We start from the raw sequence: 20,101 nt of genomic DNA on the forward strand, positions 1-20,101 counted from the left end.
ATCAGTTTTCTACTCTACTAAAGGGGCAGGTAAGCACAAGAAGGATATTTTTTTACTAATCTTGAATACATAATAAAAGGGGTAATTTAGTGGAAGAAAAAACGCTTAATGCCTATATGACTTAAATTGCGACGTAAAAGGAGATTAAGTAATAAAAAAAAGTTAAATAGTAATAAACTATGTGTACTACGAATCAAGGCACGATTGCAAATCCGCGCTGAGGTGAAGACGGGGGAGTTTGAGCGAGTGCTTTCGAGGATGTTACTGAGGTTACAATCCATGAATAATTGTTAGTACAGATTCAAGTTTATCATAAAGTTCGATATTTTGAGTCTTGTGATAGGTTATTTCATATTGATTATTTTTAAAGCACACAGACAAGATTGGGGTTTGATCTTCTTCTTTGAAAGTTGAATAAATCTCGGTATGATTAAAATATCTCATGGTCTCAAACAAAATTTGGGTATAGGCTAAAGACATATTCTTACAACCTCCTTTCCTTTAGGGGAGGAGACTAAAAAAAGTCAAAAAATTCCCAGTGATTTTATTGTATTTTAATTTTAACATGGAAAAATTTTCTTTTCTGTAGGTAATTAGAGGCGTTTATTTCGTAATACGAACATATTGTGAAGAATTGTACTTTAACTATATGGGCAGGTTAGTTAAGAAGGATAAGTATTCGAGGTAAACGAATTATTAATGTAATAAACATTTTTAAGGAGTAATTTTACATTGATAAATGAGGAAAAAATCATTGAACTTATTACAGAAGATAAATGGATGATGGACATTTTAAAAGCAGCAAAATCATTAAAATTGCCTGATTGGTGGATATGTGCGGGATTTGTTCGTTCAAAAATATGGGACACACTACATATTTTCAATGAAAGAACTCCAATCCCAGATATTGATTTAATTTATTTTGACACTATAAATATTGATGAATTAATGGAAAAGAAATTTGAGGAAAAGCTTAAAACCCTTATGCTGAACATTCCTTGGTCTGTAAAGAATGAAGCAAGAATGCACGTTAAAAGTAATATGCCTCCCTATTCTTCTTCCATTGACGCTATTTCCAAGTTCCCAGAAACAGCAACGGCATTAGGAGTAAAATTAGATGAAAGAGATAATGTGAAATTAATCGCTCCTTGCGGCATTAATGATGTTATTAATTTAGAAGTGAAGCCCACTCTTTTTTTTGCAGAGACTAAAGAACGAGTAGAAATTTACGAAGCCCGAATAACCAAAAAGAATTGGAAATCAACTTGGAATAATTTAATAGTGCATCATATAGGTCGTTAACTAAACTAAGATGACAGGTTAGTTGAAGAAAGGGGGATGTTCAATTATTGGCTCCATTTTTTCCACTGGTACTTTTCAACACTAATAGCATACTTGCTTATTGGGAGGTACTTAATCTTTAGAGGTTTATTCCTCAATCTTTTGTTAAAATCTTTTTCAACAATATACAAATGTGAAACTTTTATTTCTGTATCGTCTATTGTGATTGTATCAATATAATCGGGAACATTCTTAGAACCATCATAGGTAATTTCAGATGGAATGCCTTTCGCAATTTTAAAATTTCTTTGATCGTATGCCTCCTTATCAAGATACAGCTGTGCCGCTGAAAAGACCCACTTTGCAGAAAAAAACAAAGCCCCTACAACAAACAAAGGAATCACTATTTTGTCGATGACTTTGACCATTTTGTACCTATAAGCAACTATAAGTGAAGACGGAAGGTAAAAAACTGCTCCAGCTAACAAAAGGAATATTTCCGACATAACCAGGTTCTCATTAAAAATAATTGACAGAAGTAAAAATAAAGAACTAACTAAAAAAACAATTATGCTTGCATAAAGGATAAATTTAGTGATTTTACGTTTGGAATTTTTATTTGTTGCTTGTTTATGTTTTTTGTTTGCCATACCCTTTCACTCCTCTATTTATTACTATACAAGAAGCCAGAATAAATGACACTTTAGACTTTGAGAGAGGATTATTAAAAAATATTTTTTGAAATTAGAGTGATTTATCCTTGTAAGGTAATAGATATGTGTTGGAAAGATTTTGCAAGTGGAATAACCAATAAAGAAGTATCAAAAGAAGATAATTATATTCATTGAGCTGCAACTATTTTCTTGTTCAAGGTTCCAACGAATTTATGACTTTGTGAAAGAGTGTACTTAAGCTAAACCAGCTAATAGTTTGTCAACATTTTTCAATAAAAAGTTTAATAACATCTGATATACTAAAAATGTTCATGCCAAATAACCTTCCGTTGTACACTTATTGGAAGGTTTTGTTGTATTTAGTTAGATATAGTTCCTATGCTATTTCTTGGAAAGTTGTTCTGCTTTTTAGTAAGGCATAAATCCAATGTAAGAGTTTGTTTACACATGCAATAATCGCTACTCTAAAGGGTTTTCCTTCTTCGCGTTTCTTATCGTAAAACTCACGTAGTCTTCTATTGCGTGGAATAATCTCATCAGTTGTTTTCTTTTTACGGGAATCCCGAATACCACTTTGAACAGCCATATACAAGGCATGGCGAAGTCTACACGAGCCACGTTTAGTTATTCGGTTTACCGATGCAGTAAACTTCCCAGAAGAGTAAACACTCGGATCTATTCCAGCGAATGCAACTAACTTCTTGGCATTATTAAACCGATCTATCTCACCGATTTCAGAAATAATCGTTGCAGCGATTTTTTCTCCGACTCCAGGGATAGATTGAAGGATTTCATATTCTTCAATTTCACTAGCGAGGGCATCTATTTCATCCGCAATATTGGATAGATGCTCTTGGTATTGGAGACCAATCTTAACCAAGATTTCAAGGTTAAAAATATGACTATCGTAGAGATTGTTTACCCTGGCTACTGTTATAATAAGACCTAATAAAAAATGGTCAACCAGAAATATTTTCTGGCTGACCTTATAATACGAAGGGGCAGGTTAGTGCAAAAGCGTTCTCTTATTTTATGCAACTAATTGTTACATATAGTTGACTTTTAAATTGGATTATTTCAATAGTTAATTAAAACGTTAAAAAGAGTCAAAAAAGAAAGCAGAGGATCGGAAATCATCCTCTACTTAATGGTATTTAAAGGTTATTTGCATTCTGAATCGAAATCTATTTTAAATTCAGTGAGGTCACCATTCGCATTGAATGTAACTTTGCTAATAGCATGCGTTTGGAAATTCGGAACTGTACCTTGGGCTATTACCCTAAGGGTATCTATCGCGGTAAATTCAGATGGAAAGCCAGAAGGTCCAGTGTTTTGTTCGGCATTTGATGTTGATACAAATTTATATTGGGCACCCGTTGTTAGACCTGTCCCCAAAAGGTTTTGAGTATTAACATGAAATTTAAAATGAAAACCTCCATTACCATCCACTGTTTCAGTAATTAATACATGAGTATTTCCTGTTAAAACTATAGTTTCATTGTTGCAAGGACTTGTGATTGTGCCATCCGCAGGTATAGTAAAATTAAGAACCTTTGTCATTGTTTTACCTCCTTCGGCCATTATATTATTGAAATACTTTCATAAATGATTAATGGTTTCGAATGTTCTAATATAAATTTATTTTAATTACATACATCCCTACTATAATCATTTCGATCCTCACTATAATAAATTCAAAAGTAATAAAAATGGTTTGGACAAGTACACAAAGCCTTAAAGATTTAAACAGATTATTCGCATTTTTAAATGATGCTGATACCTTATTTAAACTGAACTAATTGGGTGCAAGAGTTGAATATTGGGTTGCTGTAGCAGCCCTTTTCCTTGTTCCATTAACGTACCAGGATAGTTGAAGAAGAAATACCAATAATTGGGCAAGTAAAAAGACAGATTATCACCATAATTTAGTTATAATGAAATTAATAAATAAACGGTAAATTGGAGAATTTTTATGAAGTTAATAAATACTTTTTTTGAACCTGTTTCTAATCTTTCAAAAAACCAAAAAATATTGCGGTTGTTTTTCTTTCTTATTCTATTTACTGAAATTATCACTTGTATTTTAAAAATTGATTCAATATTGGTTCAAAATATAATTGATTCAGTAATGGGATTATGCCTAATTGCTTTCGTCTTTGAAATGTTGATTTTAAAGAACAAAAAGTAATAATAACTAGTTCGAGTTGTTAAGCTAACGGGGGCGTTTGTTGAAGAAGCAAGGCCTACTGAAGGAGAAAAAGCCCACTCAATTGAGAAGCTTTATACTTTATTACATCTAAATTGTCCTCTGGTGTCCTACTATTTTTCCTCCGTTGTTTTATATCATATTTAAGATATTTAGGTTAAATCTCCTGAAAATGTTAGCTTTTTTATTATAATATTTCTTTCTATGTTTATATGAAAATGAATGCTCGTCATGATGTAACCATTCTGCAATAACATCGGTATCTCGTAGGGATTATATTTTTATTGCCTGTATTGCTAAAACATTTTTATCCAATTATCATCCATAAAAAATAATTCAACTTGAATAATAAAAATCTTTATTGACTCTGCTCTCTAATAGTAAATTTCGAGGTCATTAAGGTCTTTATGACCGATGTGACCTCGAAAATAAATAAAACACATGTGTAAATAAGTCTCCTTACGGGTAGTCTGACTGTGAAAATAAAATGCGCCTGTCCACATATATATTTTTTTACTTAAAACTTCCCCCAAAACCTCCCCCAACAAATTGGGGGATAATACATTATTCTACAAAGCAGACAAAAATAAAAAACCCTAGAAGTTGAGTAATATCAACGTTTCTAGGGTTTTTATTCGTACAGATTACAACTCGTTTTAATTAACGAGAGTAGAACTCAACGATAAGAGCTTCGTTAATTTCAGCTGGAAGTTCAGAACGCTCAGGTAAGCGAGTGAAAGTTCCTTCTAGCTTGTCAGCATCGAAAGTTAAGAAATCAGGTACAAAGTTATTAACTTCGATTGCTTCTTTGATCACATCAAGGTTACGTGATTTTTCACGAACGCTGATTGTTTGACCAGCAGCTACGCGGTATGATGGGATATCTACGCGAGAACCATTAACTAGGATATGACCGTGGTTTACTAATTGGCGAGCAGCACGACGAGTGCGAGCAAGACCTAAACGGTAAACAACGTTATCTAGACGTGATTCAAGTAGAGCCATGAAGTTTTCACCGTGGATACCGGATAATTTGCCAGCTTTTTCGAAAAGAGTACGGAATTGGCGCTCATTTACACCATACATGTGACGAAGCTTTTGCTTCTCTTGTAATTGTAATCCGTATTCAGAAAGCTTTTTGCGTTGGTTTGGACCATGTTGTCCAGGAGCGTAAGGACGCTTTTCTAATTCTTTACCTGTGCCGCTTAGAGAGATTCCAAGACGACGAGATAGTTTCCAGCTTGGGCCGGTATAACGAGCCATGAATGACTCCTCCTTAGTGTTTTTATTTGGGTAAAATAAAAACCGTTATGAGACTCTTTAATAGACATTTTGTTTTCATGCACCTTCGCCCTAGCAGCTAAGGGTTACAAGATGCACCATCAAAAATGTTTGAGGAACAAAATGAGACCAATAAAGTAAACTCAATAGGCTGCATATATTTTACACAAAGAGTATTATATGATTTTTATACATGTTAAGTCAAGTATATTTTTAAAAACCAAAATGAACACGGAAATTTTCTTGAAAAATTAATAAAAATTTCTAAAAGTATATTCCAAAAGTATCCTAAAATTAACTATAATTAGGGTGCTATGTATTTATTTGGAATTTCCGACAACTGAAATGCAAAATGTATTCTCTAAAGGGGATTTACTATTGGATGCAGAAAAGTATAAAAAATTATTTCAAATATCAGAAAAATTCTACTCGACGTTGGAAGTGGATAACTTATTAGCAGAAATATTTATTACGCTAAAAGAGATATATCCAAGTTATTCCTATTATTTACTTTTATCCCTTGATTCCTATAATCATAATGACTTGCCGATCATTGATCTAGAATACGATAGTGAAAATATGATGGTCATAAATGCCTATGAGTCTGGCCAAATACAATTTGAAAGCTCAGAGGTGTCCAATCATGCGATTCTCTATGCCCCCTTAAAAGGTAAGTCAGCGATATATGGTGTTATGCAAGTAATTGTACCGGAAGTAACTGAATTTCCTGCTGTTGAGGCAGAGTTTATTGGTTTACTTTCAAATAGTGCAGGCGCTGCCTTAGAAAATGCTAAAATACATCAACAAGCGCAACGAACCATTTCAGACTTGCAATTAATCAATAAAACCTCACACCAATTAAATTCAAATCAGCCTTTAGTAGAAACCTTGACCTTTATGTCTGGGCAAATTAAAGACTCCTTTGAGGCTCAAGAAGTAGGTTTTTTCTTATTTAGTAAGGACCAGCTAAAAGCAAAAGTAATCCCTGGGTCTACTTCTTTCTTCTATACACAGCAGGCTCGAATCTATATTGACTATATAAAGGGGAAATTTCAACAGAGTAATGAACCATTATTTATAGGAGATTTAGAAATTCCCAAACAACCTCATACAGTATTTCATTCTATTATGGCTGTACCAGTGGTAATCAGTAAGAAGTTGAAAGGCTTCTCCATTATTATGCACCAAGATCCTTACTTTTTTCCGTTTGAAGCGTTTAAACTGCTTCAATCTCTCGTCCATCATTCATCTTTAGCACTTACCAATGCATTATTAAGAGATGAACTTGAAAAACTAGTGATCACGGATCATCTTACAAAGCTGCATTCAAGAAAGTTCTTAGATGAAAAAATTCAACAATCTATGAATATAGATCAGGAAGGAACCTTTATACTTATAGATATTGATAATTTCAAAGAAATTAATGATACATATGGCCACCAAATTGGAGATATGATTCTAGTCCAAGTTGCCAATTTAATAAAAGGAAGTATTAGAGAAAGTGATATTGGTGCACGCTGGGGTGGGGAGGAGCTAGCTATCTATCTGCCCCGGGTACCGCTGGAAACGGGAGTTGCCATCGCGCAAAGAATCCTAAACAAAGTATCGGAATGCTCAGACCCGCATATTACGGTATCCTGTGGGGTATCCTGCTGGAAAAAAGAGTGGAACGATACCTATCAATATTTATTTAAAAGAGCCGATGAAGCATTATATCGTGCAAAAGAAACAGGGAAGAACAAGGTAGTCATTCAAGAGGATACCAGTTTGGCGAGTTATCAAAATATTATATAAAAAAGAAGCACAGAATGAAAATCTGTGCTTTTTCCAATTAGGTTTATGTCTAATCTAAAGTTTTACAAAATATGCTCCATTAAAATAGCTGTAATCTCTTCAAGTTTTTGTTGATCCAGAGCATCAAAGCGATTCTTTTCAGGAGAATCAATGTCTAACACGCCAAATAATTCCCCGTCCTTTGTCAGTGGAATCACAATTTCAGATTGGGAAGCTGCATCACAGGCAATATGACCTGGAAATTGATGAACATCTTCAACTCGGAGGGTTTCCTTTTTTAAAGCAGACGTTCCGCAAACGCCCTTACCAAGAGGAATTCTCACACAAGCAGGCAACCCTTGAAATGGACCTAGAACAAGCTCTCCATTTGTATCCAATAAATAAAATCCAACCCAATTGATACGGTCAAGAAATTGATTTAATAGTGCAGTTGTATTACTAAGATTGGCTATTTGATTCTTTTCATCATGAAGCAGGGCTTGCAACTGTTTTTTCACAAGCTCATAATTTTCTTCACGACTTCCGGTATACATTTCGACGTTAAACAAGATGATTCACCTTTTTCTCTTAAGAATTAGTTTTTATTTTATCAAAATTAGAAGAAAATGAGCATACTTTGTCGATAATTTCATAAAGGAATAGTCAGGATTATAAAGAAATCCTTTATGTAGGGATACCTTAAGGGGGAAAATACATGAAGAAAAATGCAAAGGAAGCAATTGTAAGGGCTGCTATTTCATTATTTAATTCAAATGGGTATTCAGGGACGTCTGTTAGGGATATAGCCAATCTAGCAAGAGTAAACACTGCTACCATTGCCTACTATTTTAATAATAAAGCGGGACTCTTAGAATATTGCTTTATGCATTTTTTTGAACAGTATATCGGCAAGATAGAAGAAGCGTATCTCTCCATTGATCGTGGCGCAAAAGAATGTTTAAAGAGGATTGTCTCGGATTTACTACATTATCAATGTGAAAATAGTCAACTTGCCAGTTTTGTCTATCGGGAAATGTCCATGGATTCTCAAGTGGTAAGAGAAATTATGTCCACTTATTCTTTAAAAGAAAAATATTATTTACAGAAGATATTTGAAAGAGGTTTTGAATGGCAGGAGTTTCGGCCCCATTCGATACCTTATCTAATTATTCAATTAAAGGGTTTGCTAATGATGCCATTTATGAATACACAATATATGCGAGAAGTTTTATACATTTTCCCAAATGAGCCGTTTTTTGAACAAAAGTATTTGAAAGACCTTCATGCTTGGATTGATAAAACCTTAAGCTTTGAAGGTCCGATGATGAAGGGGGCAGTGATAAAATAGCGGTTATCGCTATTTTTTTTTCTATTTTACAAAAAAATTGAAATTAATAGTCAAAAAATGTCGTTTACATGGTATCATAATAGCAATGAATGAGAATATTAAATAATTTTTTAATATAAATGGATCAGCAATAATTTGAATCATTGTTGTTTGAAATAGGGGGCTTACTTGTGAAGTATTTCATTGGATTTTTCATCCTATTACTAGCCTTATTTGTATGGGGATATTTAATAAAGCGAAAGTACTTTAAAGAAATGGACCGGCTTGAAGCATGGAAAATTGATTTGTTAAACAGGCCAATACTTGAAGAAATGTCCAAGGTAAAACAGTTAAATATGACTGGACAAACAGAGGAGCTCTTTGAAGGCTGGCGAAATCAATGGGATGATGTAGTAACTGTAAAACTCCCTGATTTGGAAGAGATGCTTTTTGACGCGGAAGAGTATATTGACCGTTATCGTTTTAAAAAAGCAAAAGAGGTACAAAAATCAATTGATACAAAATTGCAGGAAACTGAAAATCAAATTAAAAAGATTTTGGAAGAATTACATGAGTTGGTCGGCAGTGAGGAGAAAAATCGTGTAGAGATTGAAGAGTCAAAAGAAATGTACCGTGAAGCTAAAAAAATACTGCTTGCTCACCGGTACAGTTTTGGCAATTCGGAAAAGCATTTAGAAAATCTGCTAAATGACGTGGCACTAAAATTTCAAGAGTTTGATGAGAAAACCACCCTCGGAAACTATCTAGAAGCACGTGAAGTCGTTTTACTAATACATAGCCAGCTTACAACGATTAAACACTATATGAAATTAATTCCTCAGATGCTAATTGAATGCCAATCATTGCTGCCAAATATGTTATCCGATTGTTTAGAAGGACATCGTGAAATGATCGGGCAGAATTACTATTTAGAACATTTAGATGTGGAAAAAGAAATTAAACGTTTGGAAGAAAAGATATCTGAAAATCTTGAGTTCATTGAAACTGCTGAAATTGAACGTGCAGAGGAAGGTATTAAAGAAATAAAGGATCGAATTGATGTCCTATTTGACCTTTTGGAAAAAGAAGTTCATGCCAAGCATTATGTGATTAAAAATGAATCTGCAGCATATGAGCATTTAGCAGCTGCTCAAAAAGAGAATAAAGAGTTGTCTGCTGAAGTGTCAGCCATTCAGCAAAGCTACCAATTGTCAGACAGTGATTTTGAGACACAGAGGCAGCTAGAAAAAGAGCTATCAATGGTCTATAAGCATTATGAAATACTAGTTGAAAAACTAAAAATGAATGAAACGGCTCAAACAGCGCTAAGTGATGAATTGAGTTCGATAAAGGAACAGCTCGAGATGATCCGGGAAGGCCAGCAGGTCTTTGCTGTAAAACTACAAGCGTTAAGAAAAGATGAAATGGAAGCAAGAGAAAAGGTTAAAGAAATGACCAAAAAAGTGGGGGAGACAATCAGGCTTGTTAAGAAAAACAATGTTCCTGGGTTACCTGCCGATTATAAATTCTTATTTGAAGATACAAACGAAAGCATACAAAATGTTCGTTATCAGCTTGAGGAAAAGCCGCTTAATGTTTCTGCATTAAATCAGTACCTTGAAGTTGCAGAATTGACGGTTGAAAAGCTGGTGACAACTACTCATGAGTTGATAGAAAATGTCGCACTTGCCGAAAAAGCCATTCAGTATGGAAATCGTTATCGCAGTCATTACCCATCAATTGCTAAAGGGTTATCAGAAGCGGAGGATGCATTTAGGCATTATGAGTATCAGGAAGCATTAGAGCAGGTAGCAGCCTCCCTTGAAGGGATTGATCCCGAAGCATTAAAGAAAATAAAGGCAGCCGCTGTTACAGAATAATATCAATAGTTAACCGATTCAGCCATGGGGCATGAATCGGTTTTTCTTTTTCAAATAAATGAAATATGGTAAGATTTAATTTTGTTAAGTGTCTGGGCGGGAAGGAGATGACAACATGATTTATTTTGATAATAGTGCAACCACTAAACCGTATAAAGAGGTTTTAGACTCTTTTGTAACGGTTTCAAGTCAATATTACGGTAATCCTTCCTCCTTGCATAATATGGGGGGGCAGGCCGAGAAACTGCTGACACAATCTAGGGAACAAGTGGCCAAGCTGCTAGAGGTAAAGCCCTCTGAAATATATTTTACTTCTGGAGGCACAGAGAGTAACAATATGGCAATTAAAGGGGCAGCTATGGTAAACCGAAATAGAGGACGTCATATCATTACCTCGAGTATTGAACATGCATCTGTTTTGGAAGCAATGGAGCAGCTTGCCGGGGGAGGCTTTGACATTACGTATTTACCAGTGGACAAAGATAGTAATGTCTCTGTAAATGATGTAGAAAAGGCGATTCGGAAAGATACGATATTAGTTTCCATCATGCAGGTTAATAATGAAGTTGGGTCCATACAGCCGATTGGTAAAATTGGCGAAATGTTAAAAAAACATCCATCCATTTTATTTCACATTGATTCCGTTCAGGCCATAGGGAAGGTTCCACTTTCCTTATACAGGAACAGGGTTGATTTTTGCTCATTATCTGCACATAAATTCCATGGTTTAAAAGGGACCGGAGCATTGTTTATTCGGGAGGGAGTTAGACTTGCCCCCTTATTATCAGGCGGCAACCAAGAGAGAAAATTACGCAGTGGTACGGAAAATGTTGCTGGATTCGTTGCTATGGCTAAAGCTCTAAGAATGACAATGGCAAATGGTGAACTCGGAATAGCAAAATTAAAAAAGATTCAAGAAAAACTACGTGCAGGGTTAAATGAATTTGATGGTGTGACTATTCATACACCGTTGGAAGGGGCTGCCCCGCATATTTTAAATTTTTCACTAGATGGAATGAAATCAGAAGTATTCCTTCATGCATTAGAACGTGAAGGGTTGTTCGTTTCCACCACCAGTGCCTGTTCATCTAAAAAGAAATCACCAAGTAAAACACTGCTGGCAATGGGTGTTTCAGAAGATTTGGCAGATCGTTCCATTCGAATCAGTCTCTCATTTGAAAATACGGAAGAAGAGGCAAGAGAAGCCCTTACTATAATTAAAAAAACTGTAAACCAATTACGAAAGGTAATGAATTAAATGAATTATGACCGTATTTTAATACGTTATGGAGAAATCTCCACAAAAGGAAGAAATCGCAATAAATTTGTTGAAAAGTTAAAAAGAAGTGTTATGACAGTCTTAAGGCCTTTTCCGAAGATCAGGGTAGAGGCTAGCCGGGATCGGATGTATGTCATTTTAAATGGAGAAAATGGAATAGAAATTATTGAAAAACTAAAACATATATTTGGAATTCAATCCTTTAGTCCAGCGATTAAGGTGGAGAGAAATGTAGAGGCACTAAAACAATCGTCTTTAGAATTAGTGAAGTCACTTTACAAGGAAGGCCAAACATTTAAAGTAACTCCTAAACGTTCAGATAAAACGTTTGAGTTGAATACTGATGGTATCAACCACACCGTAGGAGGCTATTTACTTCAGAATATCCCTGGGCTCCGAGTGGATGTAAGGAATCCGGATATTAATTTACGGGTCGAAGTAAGAAATGAAGCCATTTATTTATCCTGTGAAAATATCCTTGGGGCAGGCGGCTTGCCTGGTGGTTCGAGCGGAAAAGCTATGCTAATGTTGTCAGGAGGAATTGATAGTCCCGTTGCCGGATATTTAGCGATGAAACGCGGTTTAGCAATAGAAGCAGTACATTTTTTCAGTCCTCCGTTTACAAGTGAACGTTCAAAAGAAAAAGTAGTCGATTTAACTAAGAAACTTGCTGGAATTTACGGTAGTGCGATTAAGCTTCATATTGTCCCATTTACTGATGTTCAACAAGCTATACGTGAACAAATACCTGAAAACTATACAATGACAACAACAAGAAGAATGATGCTAAGGATTACTGATGAAATTCGGAATAAGCAGGAGGCTCTTGCAATAATTACGGGTGAGAGTCTTGGGCAGGTGGCAAGCCAAACCTTAGAGAGTATGTTCACAATCAATGAGGTGACTAACACCCCGATTCTCCGTCCATTGATTACGATGGATAAAACAGATATAATCAAAATCGCCCATGAAATCGATACACTTGAAATTTCGAATCGGCCTTTTGAGGATTGCTGTACCATATTTGTTCCAGCCTCTCCTAAAACAAAGCCTCGACGGGAGAAAGTCCAGCATTATGAAAGTTTTTTTAATTTTAACCCATTAATAGAAGAAGCTGTTCAAGAGGTTGAAACGCTTGTCATTCAGCCTTATGATCAACATTCAGAATTTGATTCATTGTTTTAAAATGCAAAATATGAAATTTTTGTGAACAATTACCAATTGGTTTATAGAATGAACTTTAGGATTTCTACACATTCTATACTCACAAGGAGGTGATTATCACATGGCAAACAATAATAGTTCTAACCAATTATTAGTTCCTGGTGTTGAACAAGCTCTTGACCAAATGAAATATGAAATCGCTCAAGAATTTGGTGTAAATCTTGGTGCTGACACTACTTCACGTGCTAACGGTTCTGTTGGTGGTGAAATCACTAAGCGTCTAGTAGCAATGGCTGAACAACAATTAGGCGGCGGATTTTCTCGTTAATCAAATTGAATAAGATGGCTACAGAGAGTGTGGAGGTTTACCTCCCACTCTCTTTTTGTCTTGTAATAAATAATTTTAAATCTTTAATAAATTCAGTATAATTATAAATAGGAAAAATTTATTAGAAAGAAAAATTTAGAGGGGGAGAAGGATGAGACGGGAAGATTTAATTGCACCTGAAAGGTATAATCTTGTATCGGAAATGGAGAAATTTGCTAGTGATTTAGAACGAGTGGCATTAAAGTGGGAAAACGAGTCAGGTGAAACCAAACAAGTTACATATTCAGAATTACTAGAGCAAGTGAACCGTGCAGGAAATGTTTTTACACAATTTGGCCTGAAAAAAGGTGATGTCGTCTTAGTTATAGTCCCTCGTCTAATTGAAGCTTACGCAGTTTATTTGGCTGCATTAAAAGCAGGTTTGGTAGTTATTCCAAGTTCAGAAATGCTTAGAGAAAAAGATTTGCAATATCGTATTTCTCATGGTGATGTTAAAGCCGTAATTAGCTATTATCCATATGTAAATCAATTTAAACCTATTAACGTAACACAACCATTGATAAAATTTATTATTGGGGCAAAAGAAGAAGGCTGGATTTCTCTCGATGAGGAAATGAAAAGTGCAGATACTGAATTTGCTCTTGCAGATACCCATAGAGATGATATGGCATTTTTGTCCTATACATCAGGAACAACGGGAAATCCTAAGGGCGTGGTGCATACACATGGCTGGGCCTTTTCTCATTTAAAAACGGCTGCAGCAAAATGGTTATGCATTGAAAGTGGAGATACGGTATGGGCTACTGCGGGTCCTGGCTGGCAAAAATGGATTTGGAGTCCGTTTTTATCAGTTCTTGGTTCAGGTGGCATTGGACTTGTCTATAACGGAAAGTTTGAACCACAAAAATATTTAAATCTACTGCAAAAATATAATGTAAATGTGCTTTGTTGTACGCCAACGGAGTACCGTCTAATGGCAAAAGTAGATAATTTAGGAGAGTATCATTTGCCTAACCTTCATAGTGCAGTTTCCGCTGGAGAGCCTTTGAATCGTGAGGTCATTGAAACCTTTAGAAAATATTTTAATATTGACGTTCGTGACGGATATGGGCAGACAGAAAATACGCTGCTTGTCGGTGTAACGAAAGGAATGAAATTAAAACCAGGTTCAATGGGTAAACCTACACCAGGAAACAGAGTAGAAATCATTAATGATGAGGGGCAGCCTTGTGCCGTTGGTGAAGTAGGTGATATATCTGTTCATGTTGAAACACCTGCCTTATTTAAGAGCTATTATAAAGATCCAGAAAGAACAGCGATGCAGTTCCGTGGTGATTATTATGTAACGGGGGATAAAGCTAAAATGGATGAAGACGGTTATTTCTGGTTCGAAGGCCGTGGGGATGATATTATCATCAGTTCCGGGTATACAATTGGACCTTTTGAAGTAGAAGATGCTCTTGTTAAACATCCGTCAGTGAAAGAATGTGCTGTAGTGGCAAGTCCAGATGAAATTCGCGGCTTTATAGTAAAAGCATTTGTTGTTCTAAAAGATGATGTCGATCCTGCTGACCCGGAATTGACGAAAAATTTACAGGAGCATGTTAAAGCATTAACGGCTCCATATAAATACCCAAGAAAGATTGAATATTTAACAGAACTTCCAAAAACAACTTCAGGAAAAATACGTCGAATTGAACTTCGTCAAAAAGAAATGAAAGCGCTAAAATAAACGTAGATCACACGTTTAAGGAGACGGTTACTCACCGTCTTTTTTTTTATGTGAACTTGTTTTTGAAAGGAAAAGTTTGGGAGGCAAAAAGGTCTTCTAATTTCTAATTTTAGAGGTATAATAAAGAGTATTTCGAAATTAGAAACATTAAGGGGATCGAAAGACGATGAAAAAGACAGATACAAAGATGGGTGCGATCCATGCGGGCTTTTCTTACTTTCTTTGGGGATTACTCCCGATTTATTGGAAATTTTTAGAGGGTGTGAATGCGAAGGAAATCCTTGCCAATCGGATTTTTTGGTCTTTTATTTTTATGTTGTTTGTTCTTGTTATGACAAAAAAATGGAGTTTATTTGTCCATACCTTTAGAGGATTTGCGGAAAATAAAAAGCAAATGTATGCATTAACACTTGCATCAATTTTAATAAGTATCAATTGGTTTGTTTATATCTGGGCAGTGAATAGCGGCCATATGATTGAGGCGAGTCTCGGTTATTATATTAATCCGCTTGTTAGTATATTATTAGGGATAATTGTTCTTAAAGAAAAATTAACCGTCTATCAATTTGTTTCTTTTATTTTAGCAGCTATTGGCGTTGGTATTATTACAATTTCCCACGGTGTATTTCCGTGGATAGCTATTACTCTGGCATTATCTTTTGGGTTATATGGGCTGGTTAAAAAATTAATTAATGTAGAATCCTCGGTTGGGCTGACATTAGAAACGATAGTATTAGCGCCAATTGCAGCGATCTATATGATTTATTTGTTTTTTAATGGGGCTAATTCGTTATTTACAGCAGGCTGGGGAACCGATTTACTTTTAATAGGTGCAGGTGCAGCTACTGCTATACCACTTCTTTATTTTGCAAAAGGAGCGCAAAAAATCCCTTTATCCTTACTTGGCTTCCTGCAGTATATTTCACCAACGTTAACCTTAATCCTAGGCGTGTTTGTCTATCAAGAGCATTTTTCAAAAGTACAATTGCTATCTTTTATATTTATTTGGTCCGCCTTAGTTATCTTTTCTTTATCAAAAACAAAACTGTTTAACCAAAAAGAGGTTAAGCTTCAAAAAGAAAAAAGAGCGGCTCTTTAATTTAAAAACCCTTATCCAATCTTAAAGGATAAGGGTTTTATTTTTTATAAAAAGGTCCGCTTCACTTTATTCCAAAAAGAGTTGTCTTTTAATTTTAATGTTTTAATTTTTTTATCGCTAATTTTGATCTGAACCGTTTCCACATGACGGATACTTAAGGCCTCATTATCCATTCCCATCGTTGGATGGTCATTTCCTTCCGAAATAACTTTTAAGGTAAGTATTCGATCACTCCCAACAATAAAGGAAGCTCCAAGGGTACGATACTGATTCGTATTAACAGAAGCCACCTCACTTACTTGCATGCAGGAGAGAAGCGGGTCCACAATCGAGCCGCTGACGGATTTATTATAGGCGGTACTTCCAGTTGGAGTAGCTACAATTAACCCATCCCCACGAAACGTTTCTAGATGCAGCTGATCGATAAAAACATCGATTACAAGTGTCTTAATAATGGCAGACCTGATACTTAATTCATTTAAACATCGAAACGTACTTTGACCATCGACTGTTACTTCTATTGTTGGATAGCGGCGCACCTTCAATTGTGCATTCGAGGTAATGGCTTCAATCATTTTCGATGTATCATTGATTCGAAAATCACAGTACATACTTAAACTATCTAGAACTGAAATGCCCATATAAAGACAGTCGTCACGAAAGCCTGTTTTTCTTACAGCTTGCAAAAATGTCCCGTCATCACCGACGCTGGCAATAATATTGGCCTGCCGATAATCGTCAACAATTGTAAAATCATAACGTGTGGCAAGCTCTTTCAGGGGTGCTATTTTCAAAAGCATATCCCCATCCCGTTTGTGATAAAAATAAATTTTTCGTCTATTATCCATTTTCTATCCTCCAGTAAGATGTTGAATTAGTGATGACTCTGTCGAAATTAAAATGTCTGAAAATAGTTTAGCATTTTTTTGAAACAATATTAAAGTGAATAAATTTTGACTTATAAAGTGAGGTCCATTTGGTGAACTAAGTTTATCGCTATACCTATCATCATCTGAATAGCAGGTTTATTTTTCTATTAAAAGCAAATAATAATGGGCTGAAAGGGTGTGAGAAAATGTTTTGGTTGTTCCTCGCTCTGCTCATCATTTTGTTCTTATTCCTATTAATCATTTTTACAAAGCTGACGATCTATATTTTTTATTCCCATCTTAATGATGATGACGACTTAAAGATCGAGTTAAGGGTGTTCTTTGGATTAATCAAATACAAAATAAAAATGCCCTTAATTAAAGTGGATGATGACTCTCCGAGTATTGTTGTGGAAAGCAAATCTCATATGGGAGAGACCCCTGGCGAAAATTCTGAATCTAGCGTATCTCAATTTACCAAAGATGATTTCTTAACAAAACTCCAGAACTCAAAAGAAATAATTCATAAGGTCATTGGATTGAATATCATTGTGAAAAAGTTTTTACAAAAGGTTACTATTAAAAACTTTGAGTGGCAAACATTAATTGGGGTTGGTGACGCTGCTCATACTGGAATGATGACGGGGGCTTTATGGGCTGTCAAAGGAGGAATTGTTGGACTCCTCAGCCATTATATGCGGCTGAAAGAGATGCCGTATTTATCGGTTAATCCGCATTTTCAGGCAGTCGTCATCCATACTAGGATATCATGTATGTTTCAGTTTCGAATTGGGTATGCTATTCTCGCAGGATTAAAGCTGATTAAATTCTGGAAGGGCGGGAAACCGCACCTAAAAAGCAGCAACACAGATTTTTGAGATGAAAAAACTAAATCCGTTTTATAGAGGAGGAATTAAACATGTCTGACCATCCAATTCAAGGTTTGATGACGACCGCAATGGAAAGCTTAAAAGAAATGATTGATGTAAATACTATTATAGGTGATCCAGTAGAAACTCCAGACGGAAGTGTTATTTTAACAGTATCAAAGGTTGGATTTGGATTTGCTGCCGGGGGCAGTGAATTCAAGTTAGATAGTTCTTCTGGTTCTTCTAAGTCAGATGGGCAAGGGCAAGGGCAATCTAAGCATCCATTTGGGGGAGGAAGCGGCGGCGGTGTGTCCATTACCCCAATTGCTTTCTTAATTGTAAACTCTCATGGTGTAAAAATGCTTCATTTAGACGAAAGCACTCATTTATACGAAAAAATATTAGAGATGGCTCCACAGGCAGTTGATAAAATACAGCAAATGTTTTCGAAAAAAGATGAGGTAAAACAGCAGCAATCCAATAAACAAGAACAATCTCAACAACAGCAGCAACAGCCAAAAGTTGATCTCGAATTTTGAGACAAAAGTTAATCTTCCACCTGACTGGAAGATTAACTTTTTTTGTGCATCCCTCTTTTCAGAGTAAAGTCTCCAAAAGTATTTATTTTCTCTAGTTCAAATAATTGCAAAAATAGCTTTGAAAAGATATATTTACACTGTACATAATTAAAGTTTATTCGTCTTAAACGAAGGCTTTAATACGACAAAGGAGGATGAATTAGAATGGCAACTGTTACATTTAAAGGAAATCCAATTACTCTACTGGGCAATGAAGTGAAAGTGGGCGACAAAGCTCCAAATTTCACAGTTCTTGCCAACGACTTATCAGAGGTGACGCTAAACGATACTAAGGGTCAAGTTCGTTTAATTTCATCTGTTCCATCCCTTGATACAGGCGTTTGTGATGCAGAAACACGCCGTTTCAATGAAGAAGCGAACAGCTTAGGAAATGTTAAAATTTTAACTGTGAGCGTAGACTTACCGTTTGCTCAAAAACGCTGGTGTGCCGCTGCTGGCATTGAAAATGTTCAAACTCTTTCTGACCATCGTGACCTTTCTTTTGGTGAAGCATTTGGAGTAGCCATCCAAGAGTTAAGACTTTTAACTCGTGCCGTATTTGTAGTAGATTCAAGCGATACAGTTGTATATGTAGAATATGTTAGTGAAGCAACAAACCATCCAAACTATGAAGCAGCACTTGAAGCAGCTAGAAACGCAAAATAAGTATAGTAGAGGCCTCGTTAATTCATGCGAGGCCTTTTTACTTGTTTAAAAAATAGATACTCGTATAAAATGAATAAGGGAAATTTAGTAATGGAGGCAAACAATGAATATTTCTCCAGTTGAACAGTTATTTACATTATTTAATGAAACTGCCCTTACTTTACAAGAGGAATTAGCCTGCAGTTATCTAGAGGCACTTGCCGAGACAGGTGATAATCTGTTTCAAGGAGCTATCTTGCAGGAGGAATTAAGTGAATTAGCAGTCAAGAGGCTCAAGAAGCAATATAGTGAGCTTAGTTTGGACAACTTCTCCAATGAAGATCTTCGAAAGGCCTTTCAATTAGTGGTTTTAAAAGGAATGAAGGAAAATGTCCAGCCCAATCATCAAATGACTCCTGATTCTGTAGGAATGCTTGTGGGTTATTTGGTAGAAAAATTTATGAAGAAACCATCCTTTCGTCTCCTCGATCCTGCCGTTGGTACAGGGAATCTTTTAACTACGGTAATCAATCATTCAAAAAAACAAATCACCTCTGTTGGTGTAGAGATTGACGATATTTTGATTAAACTGGCATATGTTAATGCAAACTTACAGGGTCATCCAATTGAATTCTTTAATCAGGACAGCTTGGAAGCATTGTTTATCGATCCAGTCGATGCCGTTATTGCTGATTTACCTGTTGGATATTATCCGAATGATATTAGAGCAGCAGATTATCAATTAAAATCCGATAATGAACATTCCTATTCTCATCATTTGTTTATTGAACAAAGTGTCCGGCACACGAATCCGGGTGGATATTTGTTTTTCTTAGTTCCTAATGGACTATTTGAAAGTGAGCAGGCGGCACAGCTTCATGAGTACTTAAAGGAACATCTTTATATTCAAGGGATGCTGCAGTTGCCGACCAGCATATTTAAAAATAAAAGTTCTGCGAAAAGTATTCTGGTTTTACAAAAAAAGGGTGAAAATATCCAGCAGCCAAAAGAAGCACTGCTTGTCAATTTGCCAAGCCTTTCTAATGCCTATGAAATGGATAAAATTCTAAGAAAAATGGAAAGTTGGTTTCAAGAAAATAAAGGATAAAACAGGAG

At 35.6% G+C, this 20,101-nt stretch carries 19 protein-coding genes and 1 pseudogene; 13 read left to right on the forward strand and 7 right to left on the reverse strand.

What is annotated here, in order from left to right; genetic code table 11:
• Positions 1–270 precede the first annotated feature (270 nt).
• Positions 271–480 carry a hypothetical protein gene (locus CVD27_RS07230; protein WP_101647221.1) on the reverse strand — a complete coding sequence of 70 codons (210 nt, stop codon included), beginning with the start codon at positions 478–480 and terminating at the stop codon, positions 271–273.
• Between the two features lie 300 nt (positions 481–780).
• On the opposite strand from CVD27_RS07230, the gene CVD27_RS07235 reads away from it, so the two are divergent.
• Complete coding sequence (locus CVD27_RS07235; protein ID WP_101647250.1) at positions 781–1,302, forward strand: nucleotidyltransferase family protein; 522 nt, start codon at positions 781–783, stop codon at positions 1,300–1,302.
• Between the two features lie 44 nt (positions 1,303–1,346).
• Here the strand turns inward: CVD27_RS07235 and CVD27_RS07240 are convergent, their stop codons facing one another.
• From CVD27_RS07240 to rpsD, 4 genes and pseudogenes are all read right to left on the reverse strand, one after another.
• Positions 1,347–1,931 carry a hypothetical protein gene (locus CVD27_RS07240; protein WP_101647223.1) on the reverse strand — a complete coding sequence of 195 codons (585 nt, stop codon included), beginning with the start codon at positions 1,929–1,931 and terminating at the stop codon, positions 1,347–1,349.
• 400 nt (positions 1,932–2,331) lie between these two features.
• A pseudogene (locus CVD27_RS07245) lies at positions 2,332–2,868 on the reverse strand (IS110 family transposase); the annotation flags it as partial.
• 248 nt (positions 2,869–3,116) lie between these two features.
• A complete protein-coding gene (locus CVD27_RS07250; protein WP_101647225.1) occupies positions 3,117–3,515 on the reverse strand; it encodes a hypothetical protein in 399 nt (132 codons plus the stop codon).
• A 1,306-nt stretch (positions 3,516–4,821) separates the two neighbouring features.
• Positions 4,822–5,424: a 30S ribosomal protein S4 gene (gene rpsD / locus CVD27_RS07260; RefSeq protein WP_101647228.1), complete on the reverse strand. Its 603-nt coding sequence runs from the start codon at positions 5,422–5,424 to the stop codon at positions 4,822–4,824.
• Between the two features lie 363 nt (positions 5,425–5,787).
• Here rpsD and CVD27_RS07265 point away from each other — a divergent pair, with 363 nt between their 5' ends.
• Positions 5,788–7,236, forward strand: coding sequence for a sensor domain-containing diguanylate cyclase (locus CVD27_RS07265; RefSeq protein WP_101647251.1), 1,449 nt, complete (start codon positions 5,788–5,790; stop codon positions 7,234–7,236).
• Between the two features lie 62 nt (positions 7,237–7,298).
• Here the strand turns inward: CVD27_RS07265 and CVD27_RS07270 are convergent, their stop codons facing one another.
• Positions 7,299–7,784 (reverse strand): GAF domain-containing protein, encoded by a 486-nt coding sequence (locus CVD27_RS07270; protein WP_101647230.1) that lies wholly within the window; start codon positions 7,782–7,784, stop codon positions 7,299–7,301.
• A 146-nt stretch (positions 7,785–7,930) separates the two neighbouring features.
• Here CVD27_RS07270 and refZ point away from each other — a divergent pair, with 146 nt between their 5' ends.
• The 7 genes from refZ (at position 7,931) to rarD (ending at position 16,024) form a co-directional block, all read left to right on the forward strand.
• Positions 7,931–8,563, forward strand: a complete 633-nt coding sequence (gene refZ / locus CVD27_RS07275) for a forespore capture DNA-binding protein RefZ (protein WP_101647232.1) — start codon at positions 7,931–7,933, stop codon at positions 8,561–8,563.
• A gap of 170 nt (positions 8,564–8,733) precedes the next feature.
• Positions 8,734–10,422, forward strand: coding sequence for a septation ring formation regulator EzrA (gene ezrA / locus CVD27_RS07280; RefSeq protein ID WP_101647234.1), 1,689 nt, complete (start codon positions 8,734–8,736; stop codon positions 10,420–10,422).
• Between the two features lie 115 nt (positions 10,423–10,537).
• Positions 10,538–11,680 (forward strand): cysteine desulfurase family protein, encoded by a 1,143-nt coding sequence (locus tag CVD27_RS07285; RefSeq protein ID WP_101647235.1) that lies wholly within the window; start codon positions 10,538–10,540, stop codon positions 11,678–11,680.
• On the forward strand, positions 11,681–12,886 hold the full coding sequence (gene thiI / locus CVD27_RS07290) for a tRNA uracil 4-sulfurtransferase ThiI (protein ID WP_101647236.1): 1,206 nt from the start codon (positions 11,681–11,683) through the stop codon (positions 12,884–12,886). It abuts the gene before it with no gap.
• Between the two features lie 100 nt (positions 12,887–12,986).
• Positions 12,987–13,193, forward strand: a complete 207-nt coding sequence (locus tag CVD27_RS07295) for an alpha/beta-type small acid-soluble spore protein (RefSeq protein WP_101647238.1) — start codon at positions 12,987–12,989, stop codon at positions 13,191–13,193.
• Between the two features lie 151 nt (positions 13,194–13,344).
• The gene (mbcS, locus tag CVD27_RS07300) at positions 13,345–14,925 is read left to right on the forward strand and encodes an acyl-CoA synthetase MbcS (protein WP_101647240.1); all 1,581 of its coding nucleotides are present in this window, start codon (positions 13,345–13,347) and stop codon (positions 14,923–14,925) included.
• A 166-nt stretch (positions 14,926–15,091) separates the two neighbouring features.
• Positions 15,092–16,024, forward strand: coding sequence for an EamA family transporter RarD (gene rarD, locus CVD27_RS07305; protein ID WP_101647242.1), 933 nt, complete (start codon positions 15,092–15,094; stop codon positions 16,022–16,024).
• Positions 16,025–16,068: 44 nt separating this feature from the next.
• Here rarD and CVD27_RS07310 read toward each other — a convergent pair whose 3' ends face one another.
• A complete protein-coding gene (locus CVD27_RS07310; RefSeq protein ID WP_101647244.1) occupies positions 16,069–16,872 on the reverse strand; it encodes an NAD kinase in 804 nt (267 codons plus the stop codon).
• Between the two features lie 227 nt (positions 16,873–17,099).
• Here CVD27_RS07310 and CVD27_RS07315 point away from each other — a divergent pair, with 227 nt between their 5' ends.
• From CVD27_RS07315 to CVD27_RS07330, 4 genes are all read left to right on the forward strand, one after another.
• Positions 17,100–17,771 (forward strand): DUF2953 domain-containing protein, encoded by a 672-nt coding sequence (locus tag CVD27_RS07315; protein WP_101647245.1) that lies wholly within the window; start codon positions 17,100–17,102, stop codon positions 17,769–17,771.
• 41 nt (positions 17,772–17,812) lie between these two features.
• Complete coding sequence (gene ytfJ / locus CVD27_RS07320; RefSeq protein WP_101647247.1) at positions 17,813–18,301, forward strand: GerW family sporulation protein; 489 nt, start codon at positions 17,813–17,815, stop codon at positions 18,299–18,301.
• Between the two features lie 204 nt (positions 18,302–18,505).
• The gene (tpx, locus tag CVD27_RS07325; protein ID WP_101647248.1) at positions 18,506–19,006 is read left to right on the forward strand and encodes a thiol peroxidase; all 501 of its coding nucleotides are present in this window, start codon (positions 18,506–18,508) and stop codon (positions 19,004–19,006) included.
• A 103-nt stretch (positions 19,007–19,109) separates the two neighbouring features.
• Positions 19,110–20,093 carry a class I SAM-dependent methyltransferase gene (locus CVD27_RS07330; protein ID WP_101647249.1) on the forward strand — a complete coding sequence of 328 codons (984 nt, stop codon included), beginning with the start codon at positions 19,110–19,112 and terminating at the stop codon, positions 20,091–20,093.
• Positions 20,094–20,101 lie beyond the last annotated feature (8 nt).

The organism is Neobacillus cucumis, assembly GCF_002860255.1.
GTDB lineage: Bacteria > Bacillota > Bacilli > Bacillales > Cytobacillaceae > Neobacillus > Neobacillus cucumis_A.